The 16,319-nt window shown below is 72.1% G+C and carries 14 protein-coding genes; 7 read left to right on the top strand and 7 right to left on the bottom strand.

What is annotated here, in order from left to right:
• On the bottom strand, positions 1 to 1,578 hold the full coding sequence (locus BJ982_RS22805; protein WP_445009392.1) for a carboxyl transferase domain-containing protein: 1,578 nt from the start codon (positions 1,576 to 1,578) through the stop codon (positions 1 to 3).
• 97 nt (positions 1,579 to 1,675) lie between these two features.
• Here BJ982_RS22805 and BJ982_RS22800 point away from each other — a divergent pair, with 97 nt between their 5' ends.
• The 4 genes from BJ982_RS22800 to BJ982_RS22785 all read left to right on the top strand — a co-directional run bounded on the left by BJ982_RS22800 (position 1,676) and on the right by BJ982_RS22785 (position 4,903).
• The gene (locus BJ982_RS22800; protein WP_184883220.1) at positions 1,676 to 2,272 is read left to right on the top strand and encodes an SACE_7040 family transcriptional regulator; all 597 of its coding nucleotides are present in this window, start codon (positions 1,676 to 1,678) and stop codon (positions 2,270 to 2,272) included.
• A gap of 158 nt (positions 2,273 to 2,430) precedes the next feature.
• A complete protein-coding gene (locus BJ982_RS39585; protein WP_184883218.1) occupies positions 2,431 to 3,045 on the top strand; it encodes a PadR family transcriptional regulator in 615 nt (204 codons plus the stop codon).
• Positions 3,042 to 4,025 carry an ATP-binding cassette domain-containing protein gene (locus tag BJ982_RS22790; protein ID WP_184883216.1) on the top strand — a complete coding sequence of 328 codons (984 nt, stop codon included), beginning with the start codon at positions 3,042 to 3,044 and terminating at the stop codon, positions 4,023 to 4,025. The genes BJ982_RS39585 and BJ982_RS22790 overlap by 4 nt, the downstream gene beginning before the upstream one ends.
• A 5-nt stretch (positions 4,026 to 4,030) precedes the next feature.
• Entirely contained in the window at positions 4,031 to 4,903 is an 873-nt protein-coding gene (locus BJ982_RS22785) for an ABC transporter permease (RefSeq protein ID WP_184883214.1), read from the top strand.
• Between the two features lie 61 nt (positions 4,904 to 4,964).
• Here the strand turns inward: BJ982_RS22785 and BJ982_RS22780 are convergent, their stop codons facing one another.
• Positions 4,965 to 5,339 carry a hypothetical protein gene (locus BJ982_RS22780; protein WP_184883211.1) on the bottom strand — a complete coding sequence of 125 codons (375 nt, stop codon included), beginning with the start codon at positions 5,337 to 5,339 and terminating at the stop codon, positions 4,965 to 4,967.
• 320 nt (positions 5,340 to 5,659) lie between these two features.
• Between BJ982_RS22780 and BJ982_RS22775 the strand changes: the two genes are divergently transcribed.
• The gene (locus BJ982_RS22775) at positions 5,660 to 6,688 is read left to right on the top strand and encodes a Scr1 family TA system antitoxin-like transcriptional regulator (protein ID WP_184883209.1); all 1,029 of its coding nucleotides are present in this window, start codon (positions 5,660 to 5,662) and stop codon (positions 6,686 to 6,688) included.
• 79 nt (positions 6,689 to 6,767) lie between these two features.
• Here BJ982_RS22775 and BJ982_RS22770 read toward each other — a convergent pair whose 3' ends face one another.
• Positions 6,768 to 8,126, bottom strand: a complete 1,359-nt coding sequence (locus BJ982_RS22770) for a hypothetical protein (RefSeq protein ID WP_184883207.1) — start codon at positions 8,124 to 8,126, stop codon at positions 6,768 to 6,770.
• A gap of 204 nt (positions 8,127 to 8,330) precedes the next feature.
• On the opposite strand from BJ982_RS22770, the gene BJ982_RS22765 reads away from it, so the two are divergent.
• A complete protein-coding gene (locus BJ982_RS22765) occupies positions 8,331 to 10,541 on the top strand; it encodes a thiamine pyrophosphate-dependent enzyme (protein WP_203958898.1) in 2,211 nt (736 codons plus the stop codon).
• A 15-nt stretch (positions 10,542 to 10,556) separates the two neighbouring features.
• Here BJ982_RS22765 and BJ982_RS22760 read toward each other — a convergent pair whose 3' ends face one another.
• From BJ982_RS22760 to BJ982_RS22750, 3 genes are all read right to left on the bottom strand, one after another.
• Positions 10,557 to 11,123 carry a TIGR03086 family metal-binding protein gene (locus tag BJ982_RS22760; protein ID WP_184883203.1) on the bottom strand — a complete coding sequence of 189 codons (567 nt, stop codon included), beginning with the start codon at positions 11,121 to 11,123 and terminating at the stop codon, positions 10,557 to 10,559.
• 48 nt (positions 11,124 to 11,171) lie between these two features.
• A complete protein-coding gene (locus BJ982_RS22755) occupies positions 11,172 to 12,320 on the bottom strand; it encodes a magnesium and cobalt transport protein CorA (protein ID WP_239122769.1) in 1,149 nt (382 codons plus the stop codon).
• 111 nt (positions 12,321 to 12,431) lie between these two features.
• Positions 12,432 to 12,950 (bottom strand): nuclear transport factor 2 family protein, encoded by a 519-nt coding sequence (locus BJ982_RS22750; protein WP_184883201.1) that lies wholly within the window; start codon positions 12,948 to 12,950, stop codon positions 12,432 to 12,434.
• Between the two features lie 523 nt (positions 12,951 to 13,473).
• Here BJ982_RS22750 and BJ982_RS22745 point away from each other — a divergent pair.
• Complete coding sequence (locus BJ982_RS22745; protein ID WP_184889176.1) at positions 13,474 to 14,145, top strand: M50 family metallopeptidase; 672 nt, start codon at positions 13,474 to 13,476, stop codon at positions 14,143 to 14,145.
• Positions 14,146 to 14,187: 42 nt separating this feature from the next.
• On the opposite strand, the gene BJ982_RS22740 is transcribed toward BJ982_RS22745, so the two are convergent.
• Complete coding sequence (locus tag BJ982_RS22740) at positions 14,188 to 16,290, bottom strand: transglutaminase TgpA family protein (protein WP_184883199.1); 2,103 nt, start codon at positions 16,288 to 16,290, stop codon at positions 14,188 to 14,190.
• Positions 16,291 to 16,319 lie beyond the last annotated feature (29 nt).

Raw genomic sequence — 16,319 nt, 5'->3', positions numbered from 1 at the left:
TCACATCCGGAAGACGCCGTAGCCGATGGGGTCGAGGGGGGCGTTGGCCGCGGCCGACAGGGCCAGCCCCAGCACGGTGCGGGTGTCGAGGGGGTCGATCACGCCGTCGTCCCAGAGCCGCGCGGTGGAGTAGTACGGGTTGCCCTGGCGCTCGTAGCGGTCCCGGATCTCGCGCTTGAACTCGGCCTCGCCCTCGGCGTCGCCGCCGGGGCGCACGGTGGCGAGGACGTTGGCGGCCTGCTCGCCGCCCATGACCGAGATGCGGGCGTTCGGCCACATCCACAGCAGGCGCGGGGAGTAGGCGCGGCCGGCCATCGCGTAGTTGCCGGCCCCGAACGATCCGCCGATCACCACGGTGAACTTGGGGACCCGGGCGCAGGAGACCGCGGTGACCATCTTGGCGCCGTGCTTGGCGATGCCGCCGGCCTCGTAGGCCCGGCCCACCATGAACCCGCTGATGTTCTGCAGGAACACCAGCGGGACGCCGCGCTGGTCGCACAGCTCGATGAAGTGCGCGCCCTTCAGCGCGGACTCGCCGAACAGGATGCCGTTGTTGGCCACGACGCCGACCGGGTGCCCGTGGATCCTGGCGAAGCCGGTCACCAGCGTGGTGCCGTACTCGGCCTTGAACTCCAGGAACTCGCTGCCGTCCACCACGCGGGCGACGACCTCGCGCACGTCGTAGGGCGTGCGGGTGTCGGAGGGCACGATGCCGTACAGGTCGCGCGGGTCGTGCGCGGGCTCGCGGGACGGGGCGCGCTCCCAGGGGGCGGGTCCGCGCGGGGCGAGGGTGGCGACGATGTCGCGGACGATGGCGAGCGCGTGGGCGTCGTCCTCGGCCAGGTGGTCGGTGACGCCGCTGACACGGGCGTGCACCTCGCCGCCGCCGAGCTCCTCGGCCGTGACCTCCTCGCCGGTGGCGGCCTTCACCAGGGGCGGGCCGCCAAGGAAGATCGTGCCCTGGTTCCTGACGATGACGGCCTCGTCGCTCATCGCGGGCACGTAGGCGCCCCCGGCCGTGCAGGACCCGAGGACCGCGGCGATCTGCGGGATGCCGCGCCGGGACATGGTGGCCTGGTTGTAGAAGATGCGGCCGAAGTGCTCGCGGTCGGGGAAGACCTCGTCCTGCAGCGGGAGGAACGCGCCGCCGGAGTCGACCAGGTAGACGCACGGCAGGCGGTTGTGGAGGGCGACCTCCTGGGCGCGCAGGTGCTTCTTGACGGTGATCGGGTAGTACGTGCCGCCCTTGACGGTGGCGTCGTTGGCGACGATCACGCACTCGCGCCCGGAGACCCGGCCGATGCCGGTGATGATGCCCGCGGCGGGGGCCTCGTCGCCGTACAGGCCGGTGGCGGCCAGCGGCGACAGTTCCAGGAAGCGCGAGCCGGGGTCGAGCAGGGTGCCCACGCGGTCGCGGGGCAGGAGCTTGCCGCGCTCGACGTGCCGCGCGCGGGATCGCTCGGGGCCGCCCAGGGCGGCGAGCGCGAGGCGTTCGCGCAGCTCCGCGGCCAGCCGCTCGTTGACCTCCGCGTTGCGCTTGTACTCCTCGCCGCCCGGACCCACCGCGGTCCGGAGCACAGGGGCCATGGTGCGCTCCTCCCAGAGGGGTTAACGTACGCTAACACCGACCTCAGATGTTAGTGATGATTAACTGCTTCGTCTACCATTGCCGGTCATGGCCGTCATGCGAAGTCCTACCCGCGTTCCCGGCAACCGCCGCAGGGAGATCCTGGACGCGGCGGCCCGGCTGTTCGCGGCGCGGGGCTTCCACGGCACCTCCATCGAAGAGATCGGCGCGGCCGTCGGCGTCTCGGGCCCGGCCCTGTACCGCCACTTCAGCGGCAAGGAGTCACTGCTCGCCGAGATGCTGCTCGACGTCAGCGAGCGCCTGCGCGGCGCGGCGGTGGAGCGGGTCACCGCGGCCGGCACCGCGGGCGAGGCCCTGGACGCGCTGATCAGCGGGCAGATCGACTTCGCGCTCGACCATCCGGCGCTGATCACCGTGCACGACCGCGAGCTCGGCAACGTCCCCGAGCCGTCGCGGCGGCAGATCCGGCGCCTGCAGCGGCTGTACGTCGAGGAGTGGGTCACGGTGCTGACCGAGCTGTACCCCGACGTCGCGCCGCCGGAGCTGCGGGCGGCCACCCACGCGGTCTTCGGCCTGCTCAACTCCACGCCGCACAGCGCCGGGGAGCTTCCGCGTCCGGCCATGGCGGCCCTGCTGCGGAGCCTGGCCCGGGCGGCGCTGTCCGGCCTGGTTAACGAGCGCTAACCACACACCTCCTCTCCCCCGCTGCGCCCTCGGGCGCGGCGGGGCTTCGTCATGTCCGGAAAGCCGCTTGTTCTGCCAACTATCTAGATATATCGTTTACGTATCTCGATAGTTGGAGGTCATGACCTGTGGACCCCTCGTACGAGTGGCATACGCGCATGTCCGCGCACCCCCCGCCGCCCCCGTTCACGCCGCCCCCGGCGGGCCCGGTGCCGCCCGTCCCGCCGATCCCCCCGGCGCCGCCTGCTCCTCCGGTCCCCCCGGTCCCGCCGGGCTTCCACCACGGGCCGCCGGGCGCCCACTTCGCGCCCCGGGTGCGGCGGGGCGACGTGCGCGCCGCGCTGCTGTCGCTGCTGGCGGAGGGCGAGCGCAACGGCTACCAGATGATCCAGGAGATCCAGCGGCGCAGCCACGGCATCTGGCGCCCCAGCCCCGGCTCGGTCTACCCCGCGCTCCAGCAACTGGAGGACGAGAGGCTGATCACCGGGGAGGAGTCGGGCGGCAGCCGCACCTACCGGCTCACCGGCAAGGGCCGCGACCACCTCGCCCGGCACGCGGCCGGTGACCCGTGGTCGGAGGTCGCGAGCAGCCTGCCCGAGGAGATGATGGAGCTGCGGATGCTCTGGTCGCAGCTCGGAGAGGCGTTCGCCCAGCTCACGCAGGTCGCCAACCCGCGGCAGCTCGCCGCGGCGCGCACCCTGCTCAAGTCCACCAGACGTTCGATCTTCGTGATCCTCGCCGACGACGGGGACGAGGAGGAAGAGGAACCGTGACGACACGTGAGGCGCCCGCCGTCGCCGTACAAGGGCTCAGGAAGAGCTACGGCGCGGTCGAGGCCGTGAAAGGCGTCGAGTTCGAGGTGCGGCCGGGCGAGGTCTTCGGCTTCCTCGGCCCGAACGGCGCCGGCAAGACCACCACGATCAGCATGCTGTGCACGCTGATCCGCCCGACGGGCGGCAGCGCCCTGGTCGCGGGGCACGACGTCGTCCGGGAACGCGACGAGGTGCGGCGCAACATCGGGCTGGTCTTCCAGGACCCGACCCTGGACGGCTACCTGTCGGCCGAGCAGAACCTGCGCTTCCACGCCGAGCTGTACGGGGTGCCGAAGGAGGTCGTGGCCGCGCGCATCCGGCAGGTGATGGAGATGGTCGCGCTGTGGGACCGCAAGGACGCCAAGGTGAACACCTTCTCCGGCGGCATGAAGCGCCGCCTGGAGATCGCGCGCGGCCTGCTGCACTCGCCGCGCGTGCTGTTCCTCGACGAGCCCACCGTGGGGCTGGACCCCCAGACCCGCGCGGCCATCTGGGGCTACATCGACAAGCTGCGTCGCACCGAGGACATCACGATCTTCATGACGACGCACTACATGGACGAGGCCGAGTACTGCGACCGCATCGCGATCATCGACCACGGCGAGATCGTGGTCATCGACTCCCCCGAGGAGCTGAAGGCCAGCGTCGGCAAGGACCGCGTCCAGATCCAGACCGCCGACGACGCGACCGCGATCGCCGCGCTCAAGGAGCGCTTCGACCTGGACGCCGCCGTCCGCGAGGGCACGGTCACCTTCGCGGTGGCCTCGGGGGAGGCGTTCGTGCCGCGGCTGTTCTCCGAGCTCGGCGTGCCGATCCGCTCGGTGAGCGTGTCGCGCCCGTCGCTGGACGACGTCTTCATGAACTACACCGGCTCCACGATCCGTGACGCCGAGGGTGAGAGCGGCGGGCAGTCCTACATGCGCGCCATGGCGAGGAGGTGAGCCCCATGTCCACCGAGGTCTCCGCGTCCGGCGTCGTCGGGGTCCGCGTGCCGGGGCGCGGCGCGGCGCACGACCTGCGGGCGATCAAGATCGTGCTGCACCGCGAGCTGCTGCGGTTCCTCAGCGACCGCACGCGCATGGTCTCCACCCTGATCCAGCCCGTGCTGTGGCTGTTCGTCATGGGCACCGGGCTGAGCACGCTGATCACCGGCGGCACCGCCCAGGGCGTCGACTTCCGCACCTTCATGTACCCCGGCGTGATCGCGATGACGGTGGTCACCACCGCGATGTTCTCCGCGGGCTCGATCGTCTGGGACCGGGAGTTCGGGTTCCTGCGCGAGATGCTGGTCGCCCCGGTCGGGCGGGGCTCGATCGTGATCGGCAAGTGCCTGGGCGGCGGCATCGTCGCGACCGCGCAGGGGGTGATCATCCTGGCCCTGGCGGGCCTGGTGCACGTGCCCTACTCCCCCACGCTGATCCTGACCCTGCTCGGCGAGATGTTCCTCGCCTCGTTCACCATCACCGCCTTCGGCGTCAGCCTCGCGGCCCGGATGAAGAACATGCAGTCCTTCTTCGGCGTGATGCAGATGGCCATCATGCCGATGATCTTCCTGTCGGGCGCGATGTTCCCGCTGGCCGGCCTGCCCGCGTGGCTCGCGTTCCTGACGAAGATCAACCCGCTGACCTACGCCGTGGACCCGATGCGCCACGCGGTGTTCAGCCACCTGTCGGTCCGGCCGGAGGTGATGGACGCGCTGAACCCGGGGGTCCACTGGTGGGGCTGGCACGTCCCGGTGGGCGTGGAGCTCGGCATCGTCGCGGTCATGGGCGTGGCCCTGCTCGGCGTCGCCGTCGCCCAGTTCCGCCGCACCGACTGACCGGCCGGGGAACGCGCCGGGCCCCGGCCGGGCGAGGGATCCGGCCGGGGCCGCACCGTCCTCACGGTGTGGCGTGCGCGGCGAGGTCGTGCCCCCGCACCAGGCCCCTGAGGTAGGCGATCGCCTCGCCGGCCTGCGCCTCGATGAACAGGCGCTCGGGCGCGTCGCCCGCGGAGGTGACGCGGTAGGCCGCGCCGCGCGTGGCCTGGCACACGGTGACCCGGGCCAGGGCGATGCCGTCCGGGCCGAACACCAGCAGCTCGCCGGGCTGGTGATGCACCGGCTCCGCGGTGTTGTGCGCCAGCACGACGCGCAACCGCTTCACGATCAGGCACGTGACGTCCGCGTCCTGGAGGCCCTCCCGCAGGGCGCAGAGATGCCGCGTGTCGGCGTGCGCCTTCTTTTCCGTGACGGCCTTGGTCTTCGTCTGGTTCATGGTGGGAACCGTTCATCGTCGGATATGGGCGATGCCCGTACGGACGCGAGCCCGTACGGGCGGCGGGGCCTGCCCCGGACGGCCTCCCGCCTGTAACGAAGCCATCGTGAAGCGAGTTGAAGCCGATAAATGCCACAAAAGGGATTGAATGCGCGTACGAGCTCCCTTGGCACCGATCAGCCCCCCGCCTCGACGGCGTCGTACCGTCTTCTCAGATTGCTCCTTCACGATTACTCTCGGTAGAGGTTTCCCTTCAACAAGACACAGACACATCCGGTTAATGCCGTCGTGAACCGCGGCGAGGTGGAAGGAACGCCAGGATGCCCCATCCGAGCGAGCTCAACCCCGCCGAGAGCCCGAGGGCCCTTTTCGGCTACGAACTTCGCAAACATCGAAAAGCAGCAGGACTTTCGCAGGAGCAGCTTTCCACGCTAATTCAGTACACGGCGGCGATGATCAGCTCGGTCGAGACCGCCAAGCGCACCCCGTCGCGCGACTTCGCCCGGCGCTGCGACGACGCCCTCCACCTCGACGGCACGCTGGTCAGGCTCTGGCCGTTCATCCACCACTCGGCGACCCCCTCGTGGTTCCGTCCCTGGCTCGACATCGAGCGGGAGGCCGGCACGCTGCGCGCCTGGGAGCCGCTGGTCATCCCGGGCCTGCTGCAGACCGAGGCGTACGCCAGGGCCATCTTCCGCGGCGAGCCGCGCCCGGTGCTGGAGCGGGTCGAGGAACAGGTCGCCGCGCGCCTGGAGCGCCAGAGCATCTTCGAGCGCCCCGAGCCCCCGATGTTCTGGGCCGTGATCGACGAGGGCGCGCTGCGCCGCGTCATCGGCGACCCTCTCGTGATGACCGACCAACTGAAACGCCTGGAAGCGCTGGAGACGGTTCCGCACATCACCCTTCAGGTCCTCCCATTCTCGGCACGCTCGACCGCAGGACTGGAGGGAAGTTTTCTGATGGCCCAGGCGCACGGCTTGCCTGATGCGGTATACGTCGAGGCTGTTGGAGGACATGGCCAGGTCATCGAACGTGCCGCGGAAGTTCAGGAACTCCTGACGCGATACGAGATGATCCGTGCTGAGGCGCTTCCTCAGCAGGCGTCCTTTGCGCGAATTAGGGAGATTCGAGAACATATGCAGCTGAACGAGGAATTCTCCACCGCTCAGTGGGAGAAGTCCACCTTCTCGGGGGGCAGCGGCGGCAATTGCGTCGAGGTCGCTTTCCTGTCCCGCGGGCTCGTCGGCGTCCGCGACAGCAAGACCCCCGCCGGCCGGCCGCTCGTCTTCACCTCAGAAGAATGGGCGGACTTCGCGAACGGCCTCAAGTCGGGCGACTTCCGCCCCTGATTCCCGCCACAGGAGGCGGACGGCCCGGGAACGCGAGGTTCCCGGGCCGTCCTGTTCGTTCGGGCGCTACGTCAGGGCGTCACTTCCTGACCTTGACGAAGTCGGCCTTGCCCGACGAGGGGCGCGCCTCGTCGTTGCCCGCGAAGACGACCCTCCAGTCGCCGGAGCGCCACGCCTTGGCCTGGGCGCGGAAGGCGCCCGAGCCGCCGGTCGACACGGTCTTCACGTACTCCCACTTGGCGCCGCCCGCACGCTTGAAGTACAGCGCGACCTTCTGGTGGGCGTACCCCTCGTAGTCGTGGCCGTTCCAGATCTGCAGCACGCCGCGGCTCGTGACGTATCTGCCGTACCTGACCGGCTCGGGCGAGGAGTCGGACCTGACGATCCGCGTCGAGGCGGTGTGGCGCGCGACCTTCACGTGCACGGCCGGGCCGCTCGTCCCCCGCACGTGGCGGGAACCGTCGTACTCGGCCCGGTACCAGCCGGACCGCTCGGCCTCGGCAGCGATCCGGAACCGGCCGCCCCGGTCGGTCCTGCCCGAGGAGACATGCCGCCACCGGTGCGAGCCGTCCGCCCTGAACAGCAGGTCGACCTTCTGGCCGCCGTAGCCGCCCCACCCGCGGGACGCCTCCAGGCGCCCGCTCGCGACGAGGCGGGCCCCCTCGGTGGCCGGGTTCGGGGCGACGCGGAAGCCCGCGATGCGGCTGTGGGCCCGCGTGGCCCGTACGTCGACGCGGTCGCTGTCGCTGACCGTCTTGTGCGCGACGTCCGAGCCGTCGTACTCGGCCCGCCACCAGCCGGTGCGCAGGGCCTTCACGCCGAGCGCGAAGCGCCCGCCGCGGTCGGTGCGGTCGGAGGCCACACGCTCGTAGCCGGGGGCGCCGTAGGCCCGGAAGGCGACGAAGACCTTCTGGCCCGCGTACGGCCGCCACCCGCCGGTGCCGTTGACCAGCAGCCGGCCGCGCACCCGCAGCGTGCCGCCCTTGGAGACCGGCTCGGGCCAGGCGCCGAAGCCGGCCAGGTCGGTCTCCCAGACCTGCCTGACCTGGAAGTCCTTGTCGGCCTTGCCGGTGCCGACCACGCTCGTCGCCTTGGCCGTGACGTTCCACGTGCCGGGCGCGTCGGCGCGGCCGAAGGTGCGGGTGCCCTCCCACTTCTGCTTTCCGCCGACCTCGCCGGCCTTCTTGGCCTCGACGTCGACCGTCGACCCGTCGGGCCGCTTGAGGGTGAAGCCTCCCGAGGTCGCCCCGTCCACGAGGAAGCTGAAGGTGACCGGCCTGCCGTCCTTGTTCTCGACGACCACCGGGCTCGGCCCGACGTCCACCGAGGTGACCTCGGGGGCCGCCACGGCCGTCGCCGACGCGGGTGAGGAGACCAGGGCCAACGCCCCGGCGCTCATCGCCACCGCGACCACGACGGCGCGCATGCGTTGAAACACGGGGTACCGTCCTTTCCCGTTGCTCGAACGCGGCGTGAGGGTGCCACGTCTCTCCACTCCAATAGACGGCCTTTCGTGTACCTTGGTTGTGACATCTGACAAAGCGTCAAAAATATGAGTCAAAGCGAACGATCACCGCGTCCGGCCAGACGGTTCCGGCAAGCCCTGAGACGGGGCCCCGATGCGGGCTACATAATCGGCCGTGTGGCCCGCGACGCAGTAGAGACGCACTTCACCGAGTCGGTCGCCGCGCTCTCCCCAGGCACGCGCCGCGATCCCGCCCTGCCCGTCCGCCCGGGCACCACCCTGACCGGCGACCTCTGCCGCGAACTGTTCGAGGTCCAGCTCGCCAGCAGGCTCCTCGACATCGCGGCCCGCTGGCTGCGCGAGCAGGGCGAGGGCTTCTACACCATCGGCTCCGCCGGCCACGAGGGCAACGCGGCGGTGGCCGCGGCCGTGCGCCCCACCGACCCCGCGCTGCTGCACTACCGGTCTGGAGCGTTCTACCTGGCACGGTCGGCGCAGGCCGGGCGCCTCGCCGAGGAGGGCCTGCGCGACGTGCTGCTCGGCCTGTCGGCCGCGGCCGAGGAGCCGATCGCCGGAGGCCGCCACAAGGTCTTCGGCCACCCCGACCTGGCGGTCATCCCGCAGACCTCGACCATCGCCAGCCACCTGCCGCGCGCGGTGGGCGTCGCGTTCGCCATCGAGCGGGCCCGCAAGCTCGGCGTCGAGAGCGCCTGGCCCGCCGAGTCGATCGCCGTGTGCAGCTTCGGCGACGCCTCGGTCAACCACGCGAGCGCGCTCACCGGCTTCAACACCGCCGCCTACTGCGCCTACCAGGGGCTTCCGCTGCCGATCCTGTTCGTCTGCGAGGACAACGGCATCGGCATCAGCGTGCGCACGCCCCGGGACTGGGTGAAGGCCTCCGGCCACCCGCTGATCCCGCGGTTCGAGGCCGACGGCTGCGACCTGGCCGAGGCCTACGACGTCGCGCGGCGCGCCGCCGAGCACGTCCGCACCCGCAGGTCGCCCGCCTTCCTGCACCTGCGCGTGGTGCGGCTCATGGGACACGCCGGCTCCGACGTCGAGTCCGCCTACCGCGCGCCCCGCGAGATCGCCGCCGACCTCGCGCGCGACCCCCTGGTGGCCACGGCGCGGATGCTCGTCGAGGCGGGACTGACCGACCCCGAGGAACTGCTCGGCCGCTACGAGACGATCCGCGAGCACGTGCTGAAGCTCGCGCTGGAGTCCACCCGGCGTCCCCGGCTCGGCTCGGCGCGCGAGGTCATGGAGCCCCTCGCCCCGCGCCGCCCCGCGCTGGTCGCCGCGCAGGCCGCGCGCCGCCCGCGCGACCGCGCCGCGGTGTTCGGCCCCACCCTGCCCGAGCACGAGGGTCCGCTCACCCTCGCCCAGGCCGTCAACCGCACGCTCGCCGAGATCCTCGGCGCCCACCCCGAGGCGATGGTGTTCGGGGAGGACGTCGCGCGCAAGGGCGGCGTGTACGGCGTCACGCGCGGGCTGCTCAAACGCTTCGGCGCGGCCCGGGTGTTCGACACGCCGCTGGACGAGCAGGCCCTGCTGGGCCTCGCCCTCGGCGCGGGCGCCTCGGGGCTGCTGCCGATCCCCGAGATCCAGTACCTGGCCTACCTGCACAACGCGCTGGACCAGATCCGCGGCGAGGCGGCGTCGCTGCGGTTCTTCTCCAAGGGCGCCTACCGCAACCCCATGGTCGTGCGCGTGGCCTCCTACGCCTACCAGAAGGGGTTCGGCGGCCACTTCCACAACGACAACTCCGTGGCCGCGCTGCGCGACATCCCCGGCGTCGTCGTCGCCTCCCCCGCCCGCCCCGACGACGCCGCCGCGATGCTGCGCACGTGCGTGGCCGCCGCCAAGGCCGACGGCGAGGTGTGCGTCTTCCTCGAACCCATCGCCCTCTACGGCACCCGCGACCTGATGGACGAGGGCGACAACGGCTGGCTCACCCCGTACGCCTCCCCGGCCCGGTGGGCCGAGACGCACGTGCCCATCGGCAGGGCACGCTCCTACGGCGACGGCCGCGACCTCACGATCGTCACGTTCGGCAACGGGCTGCGCATGAGCCTGCGGACCGCGATACGCCTCACCTCCGAGGGGTACGGCTGCCGCGTGCTCGACCTGCGGTGGCTGTCCCCCCTGCCCGTGGAGGACCTGATCGGCGCCGCCGGGCTGACCGGCCGGGTGCTGATCGCCGACGAGACCCGCGGCTCCGGCGGCGTGTCGGAAGGGGTGCTCGCCGCGCTCGCCGACAACGGGTTCGCCGGGAAGGTGGCCCGGGTGACGTCCCAGGACAGCTTCGTGCCGCTCGGCGACGCCGCCGCGCACGTCCTGCTGTCCGAGGCCGCGATCGAGGCGGCCGCCCGCCGGCTGCTGGCCTGACCCCGGCGGCCGGGGTCAGGGGCGGCGGCCGGTGAGGGCCAGCGTGCGCTCCTGCGGGCTCGCGTCCTCCGGCACGGGGACGGGCGGCGCGAACAGCTCGCCGGAGTACTTCTCCAGCATCGGCGCCAGGTAGTCGTGCACCTCCGCCATCAGCACCGGGTCCACCCGCTCGTCGACACCAAGGGCGCGGGCCAGGTCCCAGGCGTGCACGGCCAGGTCGCTGGTCATCTCCATGCAGTAGCGCCGGGCGGGGACGGTGCCGTACGACAGGTGAACCTCGCGGTCCAGGGCGCCCGGGGCGGCGAACGCCTGCTGCGCGGCGACACTCGCCCGCGTCCACCGGCCCACCGGGTCGTCGCCGAGCTGGTCGCCGTCGAACCGGTCGCCGACCTGGGCGATCGTCTCGCCCGCGAGCAGCGGCGGCACCCACAGCTGCTCGGACACCAGGTGGCCGACCAGGTCGCGGACCGTCCAGTCCGCGCACGGCGTCGGAGCGTCCCACTGGTCGTCGCGGACCATCGCCACGCGCAGGCCGAACTCGTCCATCGCGACGGCGTGCAGTTCCAGGACTCGATCCTCCATACCGGCGGACGTACCCCGTACGCGCGGCTCATCCCAGATCGGCGCGGATCACAGCCAGTCGCGGCGTTTGAAGATCACATAGAGGGTGACGCAGACGACTCCCATGAGCGCGACCGCGAACGGGTAGCCGAACCGCCAGTCCAGCTCGGGCATGTGGGTGAAGTTCATGCCGTAGATCGTGCCGACCAGGGTGGGGGCGAAGAGGATGGCCGCCCAGGAGGAGATGCGCTTGACCTCCTCGCTCTGGGTGTAGCTGGCCTGGGTGACGTTCTTCATCTCCTCGTTCTGAGCCTGGCTGACCAGCGTGGAGTTGACGATCAGGATGTCCTGGAGCATCTGCCGGAAGTTGTCCACCCGCTCCACCACGGTGATCGCGTGGTCGGCGACGTCACGCAGGTAGCGCTCCAGCTCGGTGTCCACGCCGTACTTGGAGGAGCCGGCGATCAGGCCGTTGAGCATGTCCAGCAGCGGGCGGGTCGCCCGCTGGAACTCGATCACCTCGCGGGACAGCTCGTAGATGCGCCGCGGCGCCGCCGGGTCGCCGCCGAAGACCTGGACCTCGATCTCGTCGATGTCCTTCTGCAGGCCCGCCACCACCGGCGCGTAGCCGTCCACGACCGCGTCCAGGATCGCGTACAGGACGGCCTGCGGGCCCTGGCGGAGCAGCTCGGGGTCGTCCTCCATGCGGCGGCGCACCTTGCTCAGGTCCGGGGCCTCGCTGTGGCGGACGGTGAGCACGAAGTCGGGGCCGACGAAGACGTGCAGCTCGCCGAACTCCACCTTCTCCGGCGAGTCCAGGTACTGCGCCGCGCGCAGCACCAGGAACAACGTCTCGCCGTACCGGTCGGCCTTCGGGCGCTGGTGGGCGACGATGGCGTCCTCGACGGCGAGCTCGTGCAGGCCGAACTCGTCGGCCACGTTGAGGATCTCCGACTCGCGGGGGCGGTACATGCCGATCCACGCCATGCTCCCCGGGGTGGATCGCAGGGCGACCACGGCCTCCGGCAGCGACGGCGGGCTGGCCACCCGCCGCCCGTCGACGTACACCGCGTTGTCGATCAGGCTCTGGTGGGCCGGGGACTCGCGGCCGGCGGGCCGGGGATCCATCGAATACTCCGGCGGCGCCGCCTCGTGGTCGCCGCCCCGGACCGGCACCCGGATGAAATCTCTCAGCCCGCGCACGCGACGCTCTGGCACGGAACCCTCCCCTCGGACGGTGAGGACGGCCGCCCGTTCCTCCCGCTTCCGCCCGTGTCAGACCTTAGCTGCCCTTAACAGCCATCCTTAACGGCCTCCCTCGGCCGGAGATCACCCCGAGGCGGGCGACGTGCTCCTCAGGTACTCGTCCAGCCGCCCCCGGGCGCGGCCGCGCACCTGGCGGCGCAGCGCGGGCGTCCAGCCGAGCACCGCGCCGGCGGGCATGCCGTAGGCCATCTTGCACCACCGGCGGAAGTCGAAGACGTCGTGGTGGCGGACGATCAGGCCGTCCTCGAAGCGGAACTCCGCGTCCACCTCGTTGACGACCGTGCGGCCGCTGCCGGGCAGGCGGTACGTGGCCGTCCAGTGCGCCGCGCCGGTGTGCCGGCTCGCCGCGACGTCGCGGAACGTCACCCGGACGTCGCGGCCGACGGCGAAGAGCATGCGCCACATGCCTATCACGCGGTCACGGCCCTCCAACTCGGGGAAGACCGGGTCGCCGAAGCTGATCTCGGGGTGGTAACACCGCGTCATCGTGTCCAGATCTCCGCGCGAGAAGGCCTGGAAGAACGCCAGAAGCAGACCGTGGTGCTCCTCATCCCGAGGACCCGGCGCAAGGGGTTCGTGCATTGCCCCAGCTTAGACGGCACGTTCCAAAACCAGACGCCGTTCCCCCCGCAGACCCTCCACGCCCACTCCTCCCCCACCTCCACCAGGCCACGCCCGCCAGGCGACCTCCTCACTCCTCCCCACCGTGACCAGGCACGCGGCGATGCGACCGGCCCCCGGTCGCCGTGGTCCACGTAGAGCACGGACGCGCCGGGGACGGCCATCACCCGCGGGAGACCTCCTCGGCCCCGCCGGGTCGCCAACGCCGAAGCACGAATCCGCCGCCCTCCTCACGCCCGCCATCGGTCCCGCGCGCCGGCGTGCGAAGCCGGGCGTCCTCGTCAGCGCGGCTCGCGGGCGGAGGGTCGTGCTCTAGCATCACGGGGAGACCTACGATGTGCCGACCCCGCGGCACCGGCCGTCCCCGGCGAGCGCGACGCCGTGCGCGCCGGCCCGCCGCCGGATCCCCTGGAGGTGCCCCCTGCAGACGTTCAGCGGCCTGTGGACCCGGCTGGTCGCCGTCCAACCCGGCCCGCCGTTCTGGATGACGGCCCTGGCGGCGTTCGCCGCGCTCGGCGTGGTCCTCTACCCCTCCTCGTGGCACATCTCGCGCGGCCTGATCACCGTGGCGCACGAGGGCGGGCACGCGCTGGTGGCGCTGCTCACCCGGCGCAAGCTCCAGGGCATCCGCCTGCACTCCGACACCTCCGGGGTCACGCTCACCCGCGGGCGGCCGACCGGGCCCGGCATGATCTTCACGGCCGCCGCCGGGTACGTCGCCCCCTCGCTGCTCGGGCTGGGCGCGGCCTGGCTCGCCGCCGCCGGGTACATCACCATCCTGCTGTGGACGGTCCTGCTGCTGCTCGCGGGCATGCTGTTGATGATCCGCAACGTGTTCGGCGTGGTCTCGCTGGTCACCATCGGCGGGGCGGTGTTCGCCCTGTACTGGTTCGCCACGCCGGACATCCAGGCCATCGGCGCCCAGCTCGCCGTCTGGTTCCTACTGTTCGGCGGCATCCGCCCGATCCTCGAACTGCGCCGCAAGCGACGCCAGGGCCGCGCGCCGGAGTCCGACGCCGACCAGCTCGCGCGCCTCACCCCGTTCCCCGGCGGCTTCTTCGTCTACCTCTTCCTGCTCGTCTCCACCGGGGCCCTGCTCGTCGGCGCGTACCTGATGATCCCGAACGAACTTCTGAACCGCCTCGGCGGCATCTGACCGTTCGTCCACCGCGCCCACCAGGAAGAACGGCTGCCCGGCTCAAGGTTGTGCGGACTCCTTCTCGCGGGGCCTCGCCTTGGGGGGACGTGGACGGCGGAGGGCGCGCGGGTGGAGGAGGCGGACCAGTCTCCGGAGTCGCGGGGTCGCGCGGGAAGCGAGGGTGCTCGCCTCGGTGGAGTGGCGCCATGCCTTCTCGGCGGCGTCCGGTCCGATGTCACGGCCGGCGAACTCGGCGTAGTTCGAGAGGTCCGCCAAGGCCGTTATGTGAGGTGATATCTCCGGTCCGGCCAGGGCCGCCGCGCGTTCCGCGACCTCCGACGCCGTCAACGCCGGCTCCCGGGCCAGCCCCAGATCCTCACACGCCTGCGACCAGGCCCCCCGCACCCGCTCCGCCGGATCACCCCGGCGGCGCCGTCGTCGCCGCAGCACCGGCGCCGCGAGCACGGCCACCAGATACCCGAGCACGAGGACGGCCCCCGCCACCGCCGCGGCGATCGCCCCGGCCGCCCGCGCGTCGTCCTCGTGCGCGACCGCCGGAGGGCTCGGCGACGGGGTGGACGTGCCCGGGGACGCCTGGATCTGCTCGGCCAGCCGCTCGCGCTCCTTCACCTCCGTGCCGACGACATCGTGCCGGGCCCGCGCGTCGCCGCGCTCAGGGGTCGGGTCGAACGGCAGCCACCCCAGACCCTCGAACTCGATCTCCGCCCAGGCCAGGACGTCCCCCGAGAGCACGTGGTAGGCGCCGCCGTCCGCCGTGCCGGGCCGGAACCCGACGACCACGCGGCTCGGCAGGCCGAGCGTGCGGGCGAGCAAGGCGAACGACGCGGCGAACTGCTCGGAGGTGCCCCGGTGCGTCGTCCGCAGGAAGTAGTCCAGGACGGCCAGGGAATGGCCCGGCGGGGACGTCACGTCGTACTTCAGCTTGGTGCGCAGGTAGTGCTCCAGCAGCGACGCCCGCTGGTACGGCGAGCGCGCGTCGCGGGTGACGCGTTCGGCGAGCGACCGGAACACCTCGACCTTCGGCGGCAGCGCGCCGGGACCGCCCGCGGGCGACGCGTCCCGCCGCTGCTCGGCGGAAGGGTGGGGGATGCTGGAGCTGACCCGGTACGTCCTGCCGGGCGCGCCGGACGGGGCGGACAGCAGCGTGCCGGACTCGTCGACCGCCACGCCGACGCCCGACACCGAGACCGGCCGGTCGGCCGCGGGCAGCCAGCCGCCGGGCAGTCCCTCCAGTGTGACCTGCTGATCGAGGGTCTCGTACGCGCCGCGGTACGGGCCCGGCGGCACGCGCCCGCCGGTCATGCGAAACCGCGAGGAGGACGTCCAGCGCACCCCGTCGTACCGGTCGAGCACCGCCAGCCGCCAGTTGTGCGGGCGCGGCGCGCGGACGGTGAACAGCGGCGTCGTCGGAACCTGCAGCCAGGCCGACACGCGGTCGAGCGGGCTCACGCCGTCGACCCTGGCCACGGGAGGCTCCTCGACCAGCGTCCTCGGGTCGAACGGCTCGCGTGCGACGGGCAGCGACGGGGCGAGCAGCAGTCCCGCCGCGCCCACGACGGCCGCGAGCGGGAGCGCGGCGAGCGACCGCGGTGCGCCCCCTTCCCCGCGCACGACCGCCAGCGCCGCCACGAGCGCCACCAGCACCCCGGCCGTGGGCAGGACCGATCCCGGGCCGTCCACGCCGAGGGGCACGGCGATCGTGAACACCGCGAGCGCGGGCAGCGCGGGAAGGATCCGGGCGCGCGAGCGCAGGACCAGCTCGGCGCCCGCCAGCGCGGCCAGCCACACCAGCAGGTGCGGCACGGTCAGCAGCCTCGGCTCGCCGGGCGCGGGGAGGATCACCGTCAGCAGGGACCGCCACGAGTTCACGAGGGCCTGCCCGAGCTCGGCGGCGGTCGAGGCCGACGGCAGAACCCCGGCCACGGTCATGGCCTGGAACAACGTCGCCGACACCGTGAGCGGCCACACCACCGTCTGCGCCGCCAGAGCCGCCCACAACGGCCACCGCCTCGTCAGCGCGGCCAGCGACACCGGCACGACCGCCGCCACCCCGGCCACCGGCACCAGCGCCCGCGTCTCGAAGACCCGCTGAAACCCCCACCCCGCCACACCCGCCAACCCGGCCACCAACACCAAGGCCACGAGCCGCGACCCACGAAAGCCCCCACCCC

The organism is Sphaerisporangium siamense, assembly GCF_014205275.1.
Taxonomy (GTDB): domain Bacteria; phylum Actinomycetota; class Actinomycetes; order Streptosporangiales; family Streptosporangiaceae; genus Sphaerisporangium; species Sphaerisporangium siamense.
Note: the sequence above shows the minus strand (reverse complement) of the source record. Positions and strands in the feature narration are given on the sequence as shown.